This is a genomic window from Curtobacterium sp. MCSS17_016 (assembly GCF_003234255.2).
Taxonomy (GTDB): Bacteria; Actinomycetota; Actinomycetes; order Actinomycetales; family Microbacteriaceae; genus Curtobacterium; species Curtobacterium flaccumfaciens.
The window spans coordinates 570,426-588,627 of record NZ_CP126254.1 but is presented as its reverse complement, the minus strand read 5'-3'; the positions used below and the strand labels follow the sequence as shown (position 1 = coordinate 588,627).

Annotated in this window: 13 protein-coding genes; 7 read left to right on the top strand and 6 right to left on the bottom strand. The window is 70.2% G+C overall.

What is annotated here, in order from left to right; genetic code table 11:
• The first annotated feature begins 220 nt into the window (after positions 1 to 220).
• Positions 221 to 2,146: a hypothetical protein gene (locus DEJ19_RS02920; protein WP_146250648.1), complete on the top strand. Its 1,926-nt coding sequence runs from the start codon at positions 221 to 223 to the stop codon at positions 2,144 to 2,146.
• Positions 2,147 to 2,212: 66 nt separating this feature from the next.
• On the opposite strand, the gene DEJ19_RS02915 is transcribed toward DEJ19_RS02920, so the two are convergent.
• The 4 genes from DEJ19_RS02915 to dnaK form a co-directional block, all read right to left on the bottom strand.
• The gene (locus DEJ19_RS02915; protein ID WP_027464889.1) at positions 2,213 to 2,623 is read right to left on the bottom strand and encodes a heat shock protein transcriptional repressor HspR; all 411 of its coding nucleotides are present in this window, start codon (positions 2,621 to 2,623) and stop codon (positions 2,213 to 2,215) included.
• Between the two features lie 125 nt (positions 2,624 to 2,748).
• Positions 2,749 to 3,753, bottom strand: coding sequence for a DnaJ C-terminal domain-containing protein (locus tag DEJ19_RS02910; protein ID WP_017886377.1), 1,005 nt, complete (start codon positions 3,751 to 3,753; stop codon positions 2,749 to 2,751).
• 41 nt (positions 3,754 to 3,794) lie between these two features.
• On the bottom strand, positions 3,795 to 4,454 hold the full coding sequence (locus DEJ19_RS02905; RefSeq protein ID WP_258377388.1) for a nucleotide exchange factor GrpE: 660 nt from the start codon (positions 4,452 to 4,454) through the stop codon (positions 3,795 to 3,797).
• A 2-nt stretch (positions 4,455 to 4,456) separates the two neighbouring features.
• On the bottom strand, positions 4,457 to 6,322 hold the full coding sequence (gene dnaK / locus DEJ19_RS02900; RefSeq protein ID WP_111233153.1) for a molecular chaperone DnaK: 1,866 nt from the start codon (positions 6,320 to 6,322) through the stop codon (positions 4,457 to 4,459).
• A 263-nt stretch (positions 6,323 to 6,585) separates the two neighbouring features.
• Between dnaK and DEJ19_RS02895 the strand changes: the two genes are divergently transcribed.
• From DEJ19_RS02895 to DEJ19_RS02870, 6 genes are all read left to right on the top strand, one after another.
• Positions 6,586 to 8,874, top strand: a complete 2,289-nt coding sequence (locus DEJ19_RS02895; protein ID WP_146250647.1) for a collagen binding domain-containing protein — start codon at positions 6,586 to 6,588, stop codon at positions 8,872 to 8,874.
• 88 nt (positions 8,875 to 8,962) lie between these two features.
• A complete protein-coding gene (locus DEJ19_RS02890; protein WP_111233151.1) occupies positions 8,963 to 9,391 on the top strand; it encodes a DUF3060 domain-containing protein in 429 nt (142 codons plus the stop codon).
• 122 nt (positions 9,392 to 9,513) lie between these two features.
• Entirely contained in the window at positions 9,514 to 10,878 is a 1,365-nt protein-coding gene (locus DEJ19_RS02885; protein ID WP_111233150.1) for a tyrosine-protein kinase domain-containing protein, read from the top strand.
• Positions 10,879 to 10,892: 14 nt separating this feature from the next.
• Positions 10,893 to 11,534, top strand: a complete 642-nt coding sequence (locus tag DEJ19_RS02880; protein WP_111233149.1) for a sugar transferase — start codon at positions 10,893 to 10,895, stop codon at positions 11,532 to 11,534.
• Entirely contained in the window at positions 11,531 to 12,787 is a 1,257-nt protein-coding gene (locus tag DEJ19_RS02875; RefSeq protein WP_111233148.1) for a glycosyltransferase family 4 protein, read from the top strand. The genes DEJ19_RS02880 and DEJ19_RS02875 overlap by 4 nt, the downstream gene beginning before the upstream one ends.
• A 50-nt stretch (positions 12,788 to 12,837) precedes the next feature.
• Positions 12,838 to 13,980: a glycosyltransferase gene (locus tag DEJ19_RS02870; RefSeq protein ID WP_111233147.1), complete on the top strand. Its 1,143-nt coding sequence runs from the start codon at positions 12,838 to 12,840 to the stop codon at positions 13,978 to 13,980.
• A gap of 1,594 nt (positions 13,981 to 15,574) precedes the next feature.
• Here DEJ19_RS02870 and DEJ19_RS02865 read toward each other — a convergent pair.
• The gene (locus tag DEJ19_RS02865) at positions 15,575 to 16,984 is read right to left on the bottom strand and encodes a right-handed parallel beta-helix repeat-containing protein (protein WP_111233146.1); all 1,410 of its coding nucleotides are present in this window, start codon (positions 16,982 to 16,984) and stop codon (positions 15,575 to 15,577) included.
• Complete coding sequence (locus DEJ19_RS02860) at positions 16,981 to 18,159, bottom strand: glycosyltransferase family protein (protein WP_111233145.1); 1,179 nt, start codon at positions 18,157 to 18,159, stop codon at positions 16,981 to 16,983. Before DEJ19_RS02860 ends, DEJ19_RS02865 begins: the two co-directional genes overlap by 4 nt.
• Between the last annotated feature and the right edge of the window lie 43 nt (positions 18,160 to 18,202).

Sequence of the window (18,202 nt, the reverse complement as noted above, 5' to 3'; positions counted from 1 at the left end):
CCCCTCGACGAACCGCTCGGACGGCACGTGCAGGCGCGACTCTACGACCCGCTCCGGCATGGTGTCCAGGTGGTGGTATTCCACAATACGCAACGCATTCCGTATCTCGCGTTACCGGATAGTCGATGCCTTTTCAGGTCTGATATGTTGCGTGCATTCCGGGCCGTCCGGACCTGGATGGCACGATCCATCCGCCCTCAGAGACGAGAGAGACACATCGATGACGAGACACCCCCGCAGGAGCGTGGCCATCGCGGCCACCGGCCTGACCGCGCTGACGCTCGCCGCGACCGCCGGGCTCGCCCCGGCCACCGCGGCCGAGGTCGACGAGTCGGAGCTGACGCTGGTCGGCCCGCTCATCACCGAGACCTCGGCCTTCGCCGGCGATCCGTCCACCCCGACGTTCAGCGCCCCCTCGGCCTCGGCCGCCGGGGAAGAGGTCCCGGCGAACCGGGCGACCACCCTCGCGGCCGCCCGTACCGCCGCCGTGCGGTGGTCGATCCCGGCCACCGGAGCCGTCACGACCGTCCGACCGCTCTCCGATCCCGATCTGTGCCTCACCGCGGCGACCGCGTCGATCACGAGTTACTCGCCCGTCACCCTCGAGACGTGTGTCGACGGTGACGCCCGGCAACGGTTCCGGACCGCGGCGAACACCGGCTCGAACAACCCGATCGGCACCGGCCTGCAGTCGACCTACAACCGCGGCTTCCTCGGCCTGTTCAACACCGACCGCGTCATGCGACTCCAGTCCCAGAACGTCGCCGACCGGCTGCCGAACACCGAGGACTTCACGCCGTCCTTCACCGCCCGCATCGACTCCACCGACGTCACGACGCGGAGCGCGCAGATCTCGGGCACGGGCACACCGGGCGCGACGGTCCTCATCGGTGGCCGGAACCCGCAGGTCGTCGGTCCGGACGGTCGCTGGACGGCCCGGGTCACGAACCTCCCCCTCGGGACGAGCACCATCGAGGTCGAGCAGTACGAGGGCGCCCAGCGCACCGGCACGACCGACCTCGAGGTCACGCTGACCGCGGCGGCCCTCACGTTCGAGTCGGTCTTCGCCGCCGGTGACCTCACCGCTCCGGTGACGGCGAGCGGGACCGCGCAGGCCGGGGCCGAGGTCCGCCTGTACGACGCCGCGGGGGCCCGGCTCGGCGAGGCGGTGACGGTCGGTCCGGACGGGGCGTGGAAGACCACGATCCCCGCACCGGACGCGGGCGGAACCCTCCGCGTCACCGCCGCGCAGTTCATCGACGGCGTCCGCGACACCGCGAACGAGATCACCCGCGACGTCGACTACGGCGCCGCGGTCAGCATCACCACCCCGACGGACGGCTCCGCGCACGGCGGCGGATCGATCGCCATGACCGGTACCGGTGAGCCGGGTTCGACCGTCGAGGTGGTCGAGGTGACCGCCGACGGTGAACGTCGGGTCGGTCGCAGCACCGAGGGCGTCCTCCCCAGCGGCCGCTGGTTCGTCGACACCGACGACCTCGACCGCGCCGAGCACGTCCTGCGGGTCGTCCAGGGTTCGAAGGGTGCGAACACCACCACGGCAGAGGTCACGGTCAACCCCGGTGAGACCGGCCGCCTCACCCCCGTCCGGCTGTCCGGCCCGGAGACGGTCACCCCCGGGGTGTCGAACCGGATCTCGGGCACCGGCGAACCCGGCGCCACGTACCGGGTCCTGAACGTCTCGGGCACGGAGATCGTCCCCGGGGTCCGCCAGGTCGACGACGACGGCAACTGGTCGTTCGACCGTGTCGTCACGAGCGGTGCCGCGAACCTGCGGTTCGTCATCGAGCAGACCAAGGGCGACCAGGGGCCGGAGCGGTCCGAGGTCTTCACCATCGCCGCCAACCAGGGCTTCGATCCCATCGCGGTGAGCACGCGCGCGGTCGACCCCGGTGCCGCGAACACCTTCGAGGGGACCGGCCCGGCCGGGGCCACCCTCGTGGTGCTGAACGCGTCCGGCACCCAGATCGTGCCCGAGACCGTCACGGTCGACGCCGAGGGCAACTGGAGCTTCAAGCGGGTCGTCTCCCGCGGCGCCACGAAGATCGACTTCAAGTTCGAGGTGTCGGTCTCGGGCTCCGAGTACACGACACCGCTCTTCACCGTGCACGCGAACACCCGGTGAGCTCCGGCTGACCGACGCGACGATGCCCCGGACCGTCAGGTCCGGGGCATCGTCCGTGCAGGTGGGTCAGCGCGGCCCGCGGTAGAGCACGATCTGCGTGTTCCGCTGCGGCCGCGACCCCGCCTTCAGCGAGATGGCCGCCCCGCTCGCGGTGGCGGCGAACACCCGTGCGCCGGGCCGGTTGATGAGCTGGTCGGCCAGCGCCGACTCGAGCTCCCGCACCCGGTCACGCAGTGCCTTGTTCTCGTTCTCCAGGTCGAGCACCCGCCGGATGCCCTCCAGCGACACCCCCTCGGAGCCGAGGCGCGCGATCTCGCGAAGCTGCACCACATCGCGCATCGAGTAGCGCCGCGAGCCACCCCGGGTGCGACCCGGCACGACCAGGCCGAGCCGGTCGTACTGCCGCAGCGTCTGCGGGTGCATCTCAGCGAGCTCCGCAGCGACCGCGATCGCGAAGACGGGCGAGTTCTCGTCCATGTCGGTCATGGCGCGTTCCTTTCCGTCGTTCGCGTGGTGTGGAAACCAGCCTGGAGGCGCGGGGCGGCTTCCTGACGGAGCCGCGCCGAGCCTCCAGGCCTGGTCTACTGCTGTGGCTGCACGCGCTAGTCGCGCGCCTTGGCGAGGAGGTCCTCGCGGGGGTTCTCGTCGGGCAGCGCAGCCGCGAGTGCCTCGACGGCCTCGCGCTGCTTGTCCGACAGGTGCGACGGCACCGCGACCTGGACGGTCGCGAGCAGGTCACCCGTGCCGTTCTTCGTCGTGACGCCACGGCCCTTGACGCGCAGGACGCGACCCGACGGCGTGCCGGGGGCGACCTTGAGCTTCACGGGCGAACCACCGAGCGTCGGGACCTCGATCGTCGCGCCGAGCGCCGCCTCGGTGAACGTCACGGGGACGTCCACGCGCAGGTTGAGCCCGTCGCGCTCGAACACCGGGTGCTTCCGCACCGACACGGCGACCACCAGGTCACCGGCCTCACCACCGTCGGGCGAGGGCTCGCCGCGGCCGCGCAGACGGATCTTCTGACCGTCGGCGACACCCGCGGGGATGCGGACGTTCACCGGTCGACCGTTGCCCTGCGACAGCTTGACGGTGTCACCGGCTATCGCCGTGGTGAAGTCGAGGGTCGTCGACGCCGTGACGTCGCGGCCCTTCGTCGGCCCACCGAAGCCGCGGTAGCCGCCGGAGGTCTGACCGAAGCCACCACCCCCGCCGAACATACCGCCGAGGATGTCCTCGAAACCGCCGGCACCGCCCGGGCCGCCCTGGCCGAAGCGGACACGCTGTCCGCCACCGCCCTGCTGCCCGAACATCCCGCCGAAGACGTCCTCGAACCCGCCCTGGCCCCCGCCGCCCGCCGTGAAGCGAGCGCCGGAGCCCATGGCGCGGACCTGGTCGTACTCCTGGCGCTGCTCCTTGTCGGAGAGCACCGAGTACGCCTCGCTGATCTCCTTGAAGCGGTTCTCGGCGGCGGCGTCACCCGGGTTGGAGTCCGGGTGGAACTGCCGCGCGAGCTTCCGGTACGTCTTCTTCAGCTCGGCGTCGGAGGCGTCCTTGGACACGCCGAGGACCTTGTAGAAGTCCTTGTCGAACCAATCCTGACTGGCCATGGATCACCTGCCTTCTTCTGTCGTCACCGTGGGGACCCGGCTCAGGCCGGGACCGCCACCGCGACCTTGGCCGCGCGGAGGACCCGCTCACCGAGCTTGTAGCCCGGCTCGACGACGTCCGCGACGGTCTGTCCGGTGGCACCCGGGGTGGGGAGCTGGACGATCGCCTCGTGGATGTTCGGGTCGAACGCCTCGCCCTTCTCGCCGATCTGCACCAGCTTGAACTTCTCGAAGCCCCCGCGGATCTTCTGGCCGATGACCTGCATCGGGCCCTCGGCGAGGTCACCGTGGGCCTCGGCCCGGGTGAGGTCGTCGAGCGCCGGCAGCAGTGCCCGCACCACTTCGGCGATGGCGACCTCGCGGTTGGCCTCACGGTCACGCTCGACGCGCTTTCGGAAGTTCACCAGCTCGGCCTGCGCACGGAGCATGTCCGCACGCATCTCGGCGACGAGGTCGCGGTCCTCGGTGCTCAGCTTGTCCTCGGCGATGCCGCGGGCGGCGTCGGCGAGCAGTGCCTCGTCCTCCGGGGAGAGGTCGTTCGCTGCGTCGGCCGCGGGGCCCCCGGCGGCGGGGCCGTCCATCGGTACTTCGACGTCGGGCCCCTCCGCCTCGATGAGGTCCTCGGGCTCGGCTGCGTTCGTGGCGTCGCCCTCGACCTGGGGCTCGTCCTCGTTGGGCGCGTTGTCCTTGGGATCCGTCATCGTTACTTCTTGTCCTTGTCGTCCTCGTCGTCCACGACCTCGGCGTCGACGATGTCCTCGTCGTCGGCCGGCTGGTCACCCGCCGGCTGCTCGCCACCGGCTGCACCGGCTGCTGCGTCCTGCTGGCTGTAGATGGCCTGGCCGAGCTTGCCCTGCGACTCGTTGAGCTTGTCGAAGGCGGTCTTCACCGCGTCGTCGTCCTCGCCCGCGAGTGCGGACTTGAGCGCGTCGACGTCGGCCTGCACCTCGGACTTGACGTCCGCGGGGAGCTTCTCGTCGTTCTCCTTGATCAGCTTCTCGATCGAGTAGACGAGCTGCTCGGCCTGGTTGCGACGCTCGTTGGCCTCGCGACGGGCCTTGTCCTCGGCGGCGTGCTCCTCGGCCTCGCGGACCATGCGCTCGATGTCCTCCTTCGGCAGCGACGAGCCGCCGGAGATGACCATCGACTGCTCCTTGCCGGTGCCCTTGTCCTTCGCGGACACGTGCACGATGCCGTTGGCGTCGATGTCGAACGTGACCTCGACCTGCGGGACGCCACGGGGAGCCGGCGCGATGCCGGTGAGCTCGAAGGTGCCGAGCGGCTTGTTGTCGCGGGTGAACTCGCGCTCGCCCTGGAAGACCTGGATCGCCACCGACGGCTGGTTGTCGTCAGCGGTCGTGAAGGTCTCGCTGCGCTTGGTCGGGATCGCGGTGTTGCGGTCGATGAGCTTCGTCATCAGGCCGCCCTTGGTCTCGATGCCGAGCGACAGCGGCGTGACGTCGATGAGCAGGACGTCCTTGCGCTCGCCCTTCAGGACACCGGCCTGCAGTGCGGCGCCGACGGCGACGACCTCGTCCGGGTTCACGCCCTGGTTCGGGGACTTGCCACCGGTCAGCGACTTGACGACCTCGGCCACGGCGGGCATGCGGGTCGAGCCACCGACGAGCACCACGTGGGCGATGTCGTTGACCGAGACACCGGCTTCCTTGATGACGTCGTTGAACGGCTTCTTGGTGCGGTCGAGCAGGTCGGAGGTCATCTGCTCGAACTGTGCGCGCGAGATGGTCTCGTCCAGGTTCAGCGGGCCCTCGGCGGTGAGCGTCAGGTACGGGAGCTGGATGTTCGCCGACATCTGCGACGACAGTTCCTTCTTCGCCTGCTCAGCCGCTTCCTTCAGGCGCTGCTTGGCGATCTTGTCCGTGGACAGGTCGACGCCGTGCTCGTCCTTGAACTTCTTGACCAGGTAGTCGACGATGCGCTGGTCCCAGTCGTCGCCACCGAGGCGGTTGTCACCAGAGGTCGCGCGGACCTGGATCGTCGAGAAGTCGTCGTCCTTGCCCACCTCGAGCAGGGAGACGTCGAACGTGCCGCCACCGAGGTCGAAGACCAGGATGAGCTCGTCTTCCTTGCCCTTGTCGAGGCCGTAGGCCAGAGCGGCCGCGGTCGGCTCGTTGATGATGCGGAGGACGTTGAGGCCGGCGATCTCACCGGCGTCCTTCGTGGCCTGGCGCTCGGCGTCGTTGAAGTACGCCGGCACGGTGATGACCGCGTCCGTGACGTCCTCACCGAGGTACTGCTCGGCGTCGCGCTTGAGCTTGCCCAGGGTGCGGGCCGAGATCTCCTGCGGCGTGTACTTCTTGCCGTCGATCTCGGTGGTCCAGTCGGTGCCGACGTGACGCTTGACCGACGCGATGGTGCGATCGACGTTCGTCACGGCCTGGCGCTTTGCGGTCTCGCCGACCAGGACCTCGCCGTCCTTGGTGAACGCCACGATCGACGGCGTCGTGCGCATGCCCTCGGCGTTGGCGATGACGGTGGGCTCGCCACCTTCGAGAACCGAGACGACGGAGTTGGTGGTTCCGAGGTCGATGCCTACTGCACGTCCCATGTGTTGCTCCTCTTGTTCTGGGGGAAAGTCGTTGGACTTGCGTCCGATGGACTCAACTCTACTCCTGAGCCAACTGGAGTCAACTTCAGGCCCGAGGAACTTGCGTCAGTCTCACTCAACTCCCAGGCCGACTGCCCTCCTGAGGGTGCGAGTATTTTGGTATTTCACATGATATTCTGTATGTACATGCGCCGTCGGAACCTGTCGACGGGCGTGCCCCTTCCCGCACGGCCGCTGTTTGCGGCCCGTCCTGAAAGATGCACATGTCTCACAAGAAGAGGGCTTCCTTCGCCCTCAAGTCCATGGGTGCGGCCGGACTGGCCGCAGCCACCATCGTCTCGGGGTTGTCCTTCGGCGCCGCTCCCGCCACCGCCGCCACCAAGGACGACATCCGTCCGCAAGCCGAAACGGCGAAGATCATCTTCAAGGACGGCGGCACCTACAAGTGGCCCGTTCCCGGCGGCCAGGGGGTGAAGTACGGGTCGGCTTCGAGCCTCTCAGCCGCGCGAGCAGATCCGTGGTCGAGTTACGGAGTGGCCTGGAGGAGCGATGGGTCGTTCGCCCTGACGACCGATTCGATGTACGGAGGGTGCCTCGGCGTCTCCGGCGGGATGCTCGTCGGGCTGAACGGCACCCCGTGCGCGAGTTTCCGGTTCGCGGACGGCAAGCTCACCGCCAACAACGCTTCCATCGGGCCGGTCGTGAAGGCGGACTACTGGGGCGGAGGGTCCTACTGGGGGCTCGGAGTCGGCAACGGCGAGCTCCAGTTCGTCGGCGACGCCGGTCCGATCACCCGGACCGTTGCCCTCGAGGCGAAGGTCGACAGTGTCAAGAACATCGCCGCCAGCGCGGTCGTGTCAGGAACGGCCTCGCCAGGCGCAAAGGTGTCGATCGGCAGCCAGGAGGTCGAGGCTGACAAGACTTCCGGCGCGTGGTCGATGACCGTCCAGGGCCTGCAGTCGGGCAAGAACGATCTCGTCGTGATCCAGAAGCTGAACGGCTCCGAAGTCGACCGGAAGACCGTCTCCGCGACGATCGTCGAGGGCGGCGGCCTCTTCGCCGTCGACCAGGGCCCGATCGAACTCGAGCGAGGCACGACCACGAAGGTCCCGTTCGTCGTCGAGAACCGCGTCTCACGCACGGACACCAAGGGCACGGTGGTGCTGAACGCTCCGGACGGCACGACCTTCTCGGAGCAGGACGCCGTCCAGGGCTCGTGGCGGCGCGTCGGCAACACCGCGTGGAACGCATCCACGTCCATTCCGCTCTCGAACGGTCGCCTGTCGAACGACAACACGACCCTCACGTTCGACGCGGACTGGGCCAGCGAGCGCCCCGCCGATCAGCAGTACCGCTTCATGGTCGACGTCGCTGCTGACGCAGACACGCCCGAGGCCCCGAGCGCGATGGAGTTCGACTTCAGCGGGACCAGCAGCACGAACGACTTCCGCGCGCAGGGCTCGACCTCCACCACGGTCGGTACCTCGGTCGTGGACCTGACCGCCGAGGTCGAGTCGGTCGACAACGAGGGCCGATCGGCCGTCGTGACCGGGACCGCGACCCCCGGTGCCGACATCTCCATCGGTGACGAGTCGACCAAGGCCGACGCCACCGGCGCCTGGTCCATCACGGTCGGCGACCTCGAGGTCGGGGACAACGACCTCGTGGTGATCCAGAAGGTCAACGGCCGCGAGGTCGACCGCAAGACCGTCACCGCGACGGTCGAGGGTCGCACGGAGCTGGCCCCGATCACGCTGTCCGGGCCGGCCTCGGTCACCCCGGGTCGCTCGAACACGTTCACCGGGACCGCCGAGCCCGGCGCGACCTTCCGCGTGCTCAACGTCTCCGGCACCCAGATCGTCCCCGGCACCTTCCAGGTCGGCGCCGACGGCCGCTGGACGTTCGACCGCGTCGTCTCCAACGGTGCGACGAACTTCCGGTTCGTGATCGAACAGACCAAGAACGGCCAGACCGTCCGCTCCGACCTGTTCACGATCAACGCCGCCGCGCTCGCCCCGGTGACCGTCACCATGCCGGAACGGGTCACCCCGGGTCGCTCGAACACGTTCACCGGGACCGCCGAGCCCGGCGCGACCTTCCGCGTGCTCAACGTCTCCGGCACCCAGATCGTCCCCGGCACCTTCCAGGTCGGTGCCGACGGCCGCTGGACGTTCGACCGCGTCGTCTCCAACGGTGCAACGAACTTCCGGTTCGTGATCGAACAGACCAAGAACGGCCAGACCGAGAAGTCGTCCCTGTTCACGATCGAGGCCGCGGGCTTCGCTCCGGTGACCGTCACCAACCGTTCCGTCACCCCCGGTGTCGTGAACACCTTCACCGGCACCGGTGAGCCCGGCGCGAGCTACCGCGTGCTGAACATCACCGGCACGCAGATCGTCCCCGGCACGTTCCAGGTCGACGCGCGGGGCAACTGGACCTTCGACCGCGCGGTCTCCCGTGGCGCGACCGAGTTCCGCTTCGCCCTCGAGCAGACCAAGAACGGCAAGACGGAGCTCAGCGAGCTCTTCACCCTGCCGGCCGACACCAAGTAGCACACCGGCCCCTCCCGTCGACGTGACGGGAGGGGCCTCCCCTTCCCCACGGCGCCATCGCCGAACGATCTCCTCGGAGAGGAACCCGATGAACACCACGATCCGCCGCGGTCTCGCCGCCGCTTCCATCGCCCTCGTCGCCGCGCTCGGGGTCACGGCGTGCAGCTCGTCCGACGCGAAGGACCCCGCCCCGACCGCCTCGAGCACCACGAAGGCGGCCCAGACCACCTACAACGAGTGCATCGACGGAGCCGTGCAGCTCTGGGATGACGACGAGGACTCGGACAAGACGATCACGACCGAGGACTGCGCAGCGGCGAACCTCATCAGCTCGGACCGCACCTACGACCTCGGCACGATCGACACCATCACCGTCGAGGCCAGCAACGCCACGATCTCGGTCTCCTCGACGAAGAAGGTCTACTTCAGCGGGTCGAACAACACCCTCACCTACAAGGGGGAGGCACCCAAGGTCGACGACCAGGGCAAGGGGAACACCATCACGGCAGCGGGCTGAGTCCGACCGCCGACGGCACCGAGAAGGGGACGGGAGCAGTCTTCCGTCCCCTTCTGCGCGTCGTATTGTTCTTTCAGATGTAATGTTTTACACTGGTCCAGCAACCCGACCGGAGGCTCCTCTTGAACTACCTCGCCGTCATCCGCGCCCTCCTCTCGGGCTGGTGGATCATCGCCGGTGCAACGCTCCTCGGAGCCGGCGCATCGCTCGTCGTCACGAACGTCACCCCGCCCACCTACGAGGCTTCGACCTCCTACTACGTCTCGGTCGCCGGCGACACCTCGGCGACTGCGGGCGAGATCGCACAGGGTTCGAACGCCGCACAGCAGAAGATCAAGTCGTACATGCAACTCGCGACCTCTCCCCGTGTCCTGCAGGGCGTGGTGGACGAGCTCGAGCTCGACACGACTCCGGCGGCGCTGGCATCCAGGATCACCACCTCCGTCGACGCCGGCACCGTGATCATCAAGATCGCCGTGCAGGACGGGTCCCCGAAGGTCGCAGCCACGATCGCCGAGCAGGTCGGCAAGAGGCTCGCAGGCGTGGTCCAGCAGATCGAACCCCGCGGCGCCGACCAGGCTCCATCGGTGCGACTCGAAGAGGTCACGCCAGCAAGTGAGCCCACCAGCCCGATCTCCCCGCGGAAAGCAGCGGACCTCACGCTCGGCCTGGTCGGTGGCCTCGCCGCCGGTGCCGCCCTCGCCCTGCTCCGGGCTGCGGTCGACACCCGCGTCCGCTCCGGCGAGGACCTGGACGGCGACGTCCCCGTCGTCGGCGACATCGCGTTCGACGCCGACGCAGCCCGGCACCCGCTGATCATCCGCGACGAGGTGAACTCGGCGCGGTCCGAGGCCTTCCGCAGCCTCCGCACGAACATCCAGTTCCTCCGGACCAACGGGGCACCGACCATCGCCGTGACCAGCGCCAGGCCGTCCGAGGGCAAGACGACCACCACCGCCAACCTGGGCATCGCGTTGAGCAAGAGCGGCATGCGCACGGTGATCATCGACGCCGACCTCCGTCGACCGAACGTGGCCTCCGTGATGAGCATCGAGGGCGCCGTCGGGCTCACCGACCTGCTCGTCGGCCGCGTCGAACTCGACGACGTCCTGCAGGACTGGGGCCTCGACGGCCTCTCGGTCCTGCCCGCCGGCACGATCCCCCCGAACCCCAGCGAGCTGATCGGGTCCGAGGCGATGGCACGGGTCCTCACCGAGTTGGCCGCCAGCTACGACGTCGTCCTGGTCGACACACCACCGGTCCTCGCGGTCACCGACTCGGCACTCGTCAGCACGCTCGTGTCGACCACCCTGCTGGTCACCGCCGCCAACCAGACGAAGCGTTCCGACGTCCGACTCGCGATCGAGGCACTGGCGCGCGTCGGCGAGCAGGCGGCCGGCATCGTCCTCACCAAGACCAAGCACAAGGCGTCCCGGAGCGCGTACTACCGCTCCGAGTACAAGAGCGCTCGCCCTTCTGACCGATGACAAGGACACGACCCATGCAGTCCCCCCGCCGCACGCGCACGCTCCGTGCCAAGCGCTTCTCCGACATCGTCGGCGCTGCCCTCGCGCTCATCGCACTCGCTCCGGTGCTCGCCGTCGTCGCCGCGCTGGTCGCGGCTCGGCTCGGTCGTCCGGTGCTGTTCCGGCAGCCCCGCCCGGGGCTCCACGGCAAGACGTTCACCATCCTGAAGTTCCGCACGATGCTCGAGCCGGACCCCGTGGCCGGACTCGTCAGCGACACCGACCGCCTCACGCCGTTCGGTTCGTTCCTCCGGTCGACGAGCCTCGACGAGCTCCCCAGCCTGTGGAACATCCTGCGGGGTGACATGAGCTTCGTCGGTCCCCGCCCGACCCTCTGCCGGTACCTCGACCTCTACACCGCCGAGGAGTCCCGCCGACACGACGTCCTGCCCGGCCTGACCGGTCTCGCCCAGGTCCGTGGCCGCAACGCGCTCCCCTGGCCCGAGCGGCTCCGGTCGGACGTCGAGTACGTCGACACCGTGACCCTCGGCCTCGACCTCCGGATCCTGCTCCGCACGGTCGTCGTCGTGCTCCGACGCGAGGGCATCGCGGCGCCCGGTCACGTCAGTTCCGACGTCTTCGAGGGAACCGCCGCGATGTCAGGTGGATCACGGTGAGGACCGTCTGGATCGTCAACCACTACGCGCACCACCGCGAGCGGGACGGCCGCGCGACCCGGCACCAGCACCTCGCCGCGGGTCTGACCGAGCACGGGTGGCGCACGGTGGTCATCGCGGCCGGCACGGACCACCCCTCCGGCCGCTCCCACCTGCACGGGACGACGCTGCGCGAGCGCTGGACCGGCGACGGGTACGAGTTCTGCTGGCTCCGCGGAGTCGACCACCGTGGTGCCGGACCCCGCCGGGCGATCCGGCGCATCGCCGACATCGGCTTGTTCACCGCGCTGCTGCTCCGACCGGGTTCGCTCCGGGGGCTCCCTCGACCGGACGTCGTGATCGGTGGATCCTTCCATCCCCTGGCCGCGTGGGGCGCCTCGGTACTCGCTCGACGACTGGGCGTACCGTTCGTCTTCGAACCGCGCGATCTCTGGCCGGAGTCAGCCCTCGGGCTGGCGGGCATGACCGAACGGCACCCGGTGGTCAGGGCGCTCCGACGGATGGAACGCACCATCGTCCGTCGCGCAGCGCACATCGTCTCCCCGCTCGAGGGCGTCGGCCGGTACTACGCCGACCGCGGTCAGCCGACGCCCTTCACCTGGGTCCCGAACGGTGTCGCGCTCGACGAACAAGCCGACGCACCCGAGGGTGGCGGGAGCGGGCCCGACGACGACCACTTCACGGTCACCTACATCGGCTCGATGGGGCCGGCGAACGCGCTCGAAGCCGTCCTCGACGGCTTCGACCTCGCCGCCCGCCGGGCCGCCGCGAGCGGCGGCCCGCGTCTGGTGCTCCGCATGGTCGGGGACGGATCGGACGTCAGCGCGCTCCGGGAACGCGCGTCGCGCCTCCAGGCCGGCGTGGACGTGATCTGGGACGGACGGGTGCCGCAGGACGACGCCCGCCGCATCGGACGCCGAGCGGACTGCCTGGTCGTCAACATGCACGACCTGCCGCTCTACCGACACGGCGTCTCGATGAACAAGCAGTACGAGTACATGCTGCTCGGCCGCCCGTTGCTCGTCGGAGCACCCGTCACGCTCGAACCGGTGGTCACTTCGGCCAGCGGCCTGCACGTCCGGCCGGACGACCCCGAGGCGATCGCCGAGGGCATCCTCGCGCTCGCGGCGATGCCCGCCGCCGAGCGCGAGGCCATGGGTGCCCGCGGCCGCGACCACGTCGTCCGCGAGCACGACTACCGCCGGCTGGCCGGCGTCCTGGCCGGCGTCCTCGACGACACCGTCGCCGCCTGACCCTCCCCTGTCCCGTCCCGTCCTGTCCGTCCCGTCCGAGGAACCCGAGCATGCTCCCCGACATCGTCCACGTCTCCAGCGCCCACCCCTGGGTCGACAACCGCGTCCACCTGCGGGAAGCCGCGGCAGCCGCCGACGCCGGCTACCGCGTCCGACTCATCGCGGTCGAGTCCGAGCTCGGCGCCCCGCCCACGGCCGTCGAGGTGGTGCGGATCCCACGGCGTGCGCGCGTCCGGCGCATGGTCGTGTCGACGACGCAGGCACTCGCCCTCGCGCTGCGGTCGCGCGCCCGGGTGGTGCACCTGCACGATCCCGAGCTCATCTGGACCATCCCGGTGCTCCGGCTGGCCGGTCGCACCGTCGTCTACGACGCACACGAGGACCTGCCTGACCAGGTCTGGGGCAAGGACTACCTGACCCACCGGCAGCGTGCCGTGTTCGCGTGGCTCTCGCATGCGCTGCTCCGCGTGGCCGGGACCGCGAACCGGGTGGTCACCGCCACCGAGTGGACCGGACGCCGGTTCCCGGCGCCGCGCCGGATCGCGATCCACAACTTCCCCTTCGCGCGTCCGGAAGACGACGCCCAGGTCGGCCTGGAGGCGCGGCCCGCCCTGGTCGCGCACGTCGGGGTCCTGAGTCACGACCGTGGCATCGACGTGCTCGCGTCCGTCGTCGAGGAACCGTCGTTCCCGACGGGATGGCGGGTCGAGATGGTCGGCTCGATCGATCGGGCGACGTCGACGGAGCGCTTGCGTGCGGCCGAGGCCACCGGCCGGGCTGTGCACGGCGGCGTCGTCGGCCCGATGGAAGCGCGCGACCTGCTCCTCCGGGCTCGGATCGGCGTGGTCCCGTTCCGCCGGACACCCGTCACCGACCAGATCTTCCCGACGAAGCTGTTCGAGTACCTCGCGGCCGGACTCGCCGTCATCGCCACCGACATCCCCCTGTGGCGGCACCTGTTGCGCGGGGTCGAGTGCGTGACCTTCGTCCCCGCTGACGACCCCACGGCCATCGCGGAGGCGATCCGCCGGTACGCGGACGACCCCGCGCTCCTCGAACGGCACGGTGCCGAGGCCCGACGGGCCGCCGCGCGGTTCACCTGGGCGCCGGAGGCCGAGCGGCTGGTCGAGATGTACGACGAACTCCTGCCCGGCGTCCGCGCAGCACGACCGACGCCGACGGCCGCCCGGTGACGCGGGCGACGATCGACCGCGCCGAGCTCGCGCGTCCGGTGGGACGGGTGACTGGCGTGTTCGTCGCGGTCGGGCTCCTCGGCCTCACGATGAACTGGATCTCGGCGAACCTCGTCGCACCGATCTTCTCGTACCTGGGGTACGGCTACGTCCCCGCACCCTGGCAGGCACTGCTCGTCGTCGTCGTGCTGACGACCGCGGTGGCGCTGACGCTCCCCCGGGTGCTCGTCCGGCCGTCGCACGTCGTGCTCTGGACGATCTTCGTCGTGTGCGTCAGCCCGACGATGATCATGAGCATCTCGACCGGGTACGTTTCCACCGCCACGGCGATCGCGCTGAGTGCCGCGGTCGGGACGGCGTTCGCACTGGTCAGCCTGGCCACGCCGAGCAACGCGACTGCTCCGGCAGCCCGGGTCGAGGCGGCGGACGACGTGCTGGTCATCGGCGCGCGGCGGATCGACCGTGGCACGCTCACGTGGCTCGTGTGCGGCCTCTACTCCCTCGTCACGTACGGCCTGATGGCGGCGACGGTCGGCATCCACATTCGTTTCCTGGCGCTCGACGACATCTACGAGGTGCGCGCCGACTACTCGGCAGACGTCGGGACCGGCGGTGCCCTCGGGTACCTGCTGACCGGTCAGGCGTACGTGATCAACCCGCTGGTCCTCGCGCGCGGTATCTTCCGTCGGCGCCCGTCCCTGGTGGTCCTCGCCCTCGCCGGACAGTTCCTGCTGTACTCGAGCACCGGGTTCAAGGCGGTCCTGTTCTCGTTCATCGCCGTCCTCGGCATGGCGGTGCTGTTCCGGGGCGCGAAACCGGCGCGGTCGCTCGCCTTCCTCACTGCGCCCCTCGCGATCATGATCGTCTCCGCGGTCGCCGACGAGGTGCAGGGCGGCATCACCTGGACGTCGGTGTTCACCCGTCGCTTCATGCTGACGCCGGGGCTGCTGTCCTCGGTGTACGTCGACTACTTCTCCGACAACCCCGTCGCACGCTACGGGTACTCGTTCCTCAGCCCCTGGATCGAGTACCCGTACGATCTGCCGCCGCCGAAACGGATCTCCGACTACCTGGTGCCCGGGTCGGTGGGCTACGCGAACGCCAATCTGTTCGCCGACGGGTTCGCGAACCTGGGGTGGATCGGGATCTTCGTCGCGGCGGCTGCGCTGTTCGTCTGGCTTCGGTTCCTGGACGGTGCGAGCCGGGGGCTCCCGATGCGGGTCGCGGCGATGGCGGTGGTGATGCCGAGCATCATGCTGTCCAACACGTCCATCTTCACGGCGATGCTCTCGCACGGGCTGCTGATGGGGACGCTGATCCTGCTGATCGCCCCGCGCAGCGGCTGGGAGCGGGCCTCGCCCAGACGGCGGCCCACCGCTCCGGGCGACGATCGGCTGCGAGCACGGTCCCGGAGCGGCCGCCGTTCGGCACTCGTGGGCGGAGCACCCGCGCCCGCGCTGACACAGGCGTCGGCACCGGCCCCGATGCTGCTCCGCGCGGTGCCGGTGCAGGGTGCTGGGCGCCGCGATGCTGCAGCACGTGCGCGGATCGCTGGCCGGACCGACCGGCGGAAGGTGCCGGGGCGTCGGGCAGCTCAGCCCTCGCGGACCCGGAGCACCGCGCCGGCACCGGCCACGACCGCTGTCGTCGTCGCAGCCCAGTCGTTGTCCACGAGCACCAGGTCGTTGGCCGTCTGGCGGCACAGCACCCCGTAGACGGCACCGCTCTCGACGCTGCCCTCGTACCGGTTGCCCACCAGGTGCCCGCGGTTCTCGGTGGCGCGGACGTCGATCGCGACGGACGTCGCCGTGCCCTGTCGCCGCAGCCCCGCGATCCGGTTGCCGACGAGCGTGATGCCGTCGTTCGAGTGGTACAGGGAGAGCCCGCGACGGACTCCGCCCGGGCAGTGGTTGTGCGCGACGATCAGGTGCCGCGTCAGGTAGACGAGCACGGCCCCGTCGCGGTCACCGTCCCCGTACCCCGTCACCGTGTTGCGGAGGACGATGCCGTTCGCCCGTTCGGCGGGGTCCCCGACGGTCTCGCCCGCGCCGCGGATGACGATGCCGGACCCGGGGCCGGACGTCGTGCGGCGGACGACGTTGTCGATGACCGAGCAGTCGAGGGGCGCGTACTTCGTGGCGCCGGCGTTCGCCTCGTCCTTCGAGGGGACGACGGCGATCCCCACCCGGCAGTTCTCGACGAGGTTGCGGAGGATCGCGATGGACTGCCCGCCGTGGGTGTCGATGCCTTCCCACGCAGGGACGTCGGAGACGTGGTTGTCCGCGATGACGATCCGGGCCGAACGTGGTGCGCCGAGGAGTCCGGTGGTGGTCGCGCGGACGGCCTCGATGCCGTAGGAGTTCAGGTACGGCGCGGGCTGGGTCACCCGCGCGATGCGGTTGCCGCGCACCGTGCCGTCGGTGCACGAGAACATGAGCACCCCGGCGTAGCCGACGTCGGCGATGACGCAGTCCGCGACGGTGAACGCCATGCAGTGGTCGAGCAGGACACCGTCGTGGGAGAAGTCGCGGATGTCGGCGCCGTGGATCCGGACGTCGCGGAACGGCCGGGTGACGGTGCCGACGACGTGGACACCCCGACCGAGTCCGGAGTGGTCCGACCCGGAGCCACGGAGGACCGCGTCGATGATGGTGACGTCCGACGCGGCGACGACGACCAGGTCGATGTCGCGCGTGGTGGAGAGCGATCCGCCGACGAACCGGATCGTCATCGCGCGGTCGATCCGCAGCGGCTCGGACAGCGCCCAGTGCCGGGTCACGACGAGCACGGCACCCGCGTCGGTGGCCGCGACGGCGTCCTGCAACCGGGCGACCCCGGCGTCGGTCACCGTCCGGGCCGTGTCTGCTGGAGCGGGACTCGAGCGCCCGGACGCGGCAGCCGGCCGGGTCCCGGTGGCGAGCAGCGCGGCGGGGATCGCTCCGGCCGCGCCGAACAGCGCACCCCGTCGGCTGACGACCGACCGGGGTGTCCGGAGCGGCGTCACCGCCCGACTGTTTCCGGCATCGGCGAGACGCCGGACAGCGAGCGGTACAGGTCGAGCAGGACGTGCTCTTCGTGGTCCCACCGGAAGCGTTCGAGCACCAGGGCGCGGCCGGCTTCGGCGTGCTGTCGCAGCAGCTCAGGATCGCCGTCGTACCGGCGGAGTGCGGCCACGACGGCCTCCGGGTCACCCGGTGGCACCCACGTCGCGCAGTCGGCGTCGTCGAGCAGCTCGCGCCAGAGCGGGACGTCGGTGGCGACGACCGCCAGTCCGGCCGCCAGGTACTCGAAGAGCTTCGTGGGGATCGACGCCGCGTAGGCCGGCGTCGGCAGGAGTGGGAGGAGCCCGACGCGGGCGGTCACCAACAGGTCGCGGGCCGCGTGCGGTGCCAGGACGCCCCGGTGGTCGATGCGCCCGGTGTCGACCAGTGCGTCGAACGCACCGCGGTCGACCGCCGAGTCGATCGGACCGGCGGTGACCACACGCCAGCCGTCCGGGAGACCGGGTGAGGCCGCGACGCCGGTCAGGACGTCGATCCCCCGGTCGCGGCTCATCGACCCGAGGTAGACGGCGACCTGACCACGAGCAGCGGCCGGCGGGGCATCGGTGTCCTCGGCACGGAGCCGTGGGACGTTCCGGACCAGGACGGTCCGGTCGGCTCGGAAGCGGCGCGCGATGGTCGGCGTCGCGGCCACCACGGTGCGTGACCGGCGTGCCAGGGCCACTGCCGCGTGCGCCGCCACCGTGCTCCCACGGCGGGCGACGGGGCCGAGGTACTCCTTGCCCCGCACCTGCTCCGGCAGGTCTTCGTGGGCGTCGTACACCACCGTCCGGTGCAGCACACGCAGGAGCGGGAGCGCCCACAACAGTTCGGGGTCGTGCAGGTGCACGATCGGCGCCCGTGACGAGAGTGCCGCCCCGACGACCTGGACCGAGGACACCAGGACCCGTCGCCCGCGACGCCGAGCCGGGATGCGTCGGACGTACACCCCCGTCTCGGGATCGGGCAGGTGCCAGTCCGGATCAGCGCCGACGCCTGCGGCAGCGACGGCGACCAACGCCGTGCGGTACCCGGCACGCGCCGCGCTCGCCGCAGCACGGAGGTGCACTCGGTTGTCGGTCCACGGGTGGGCGCTCGAGACGTGGACGATGTCGAACGGGCGGGGTCGAGGGGCCATGCAGCGAAACTATGGGGCGGCGCGGCCCCCGCGCGAGTTATCT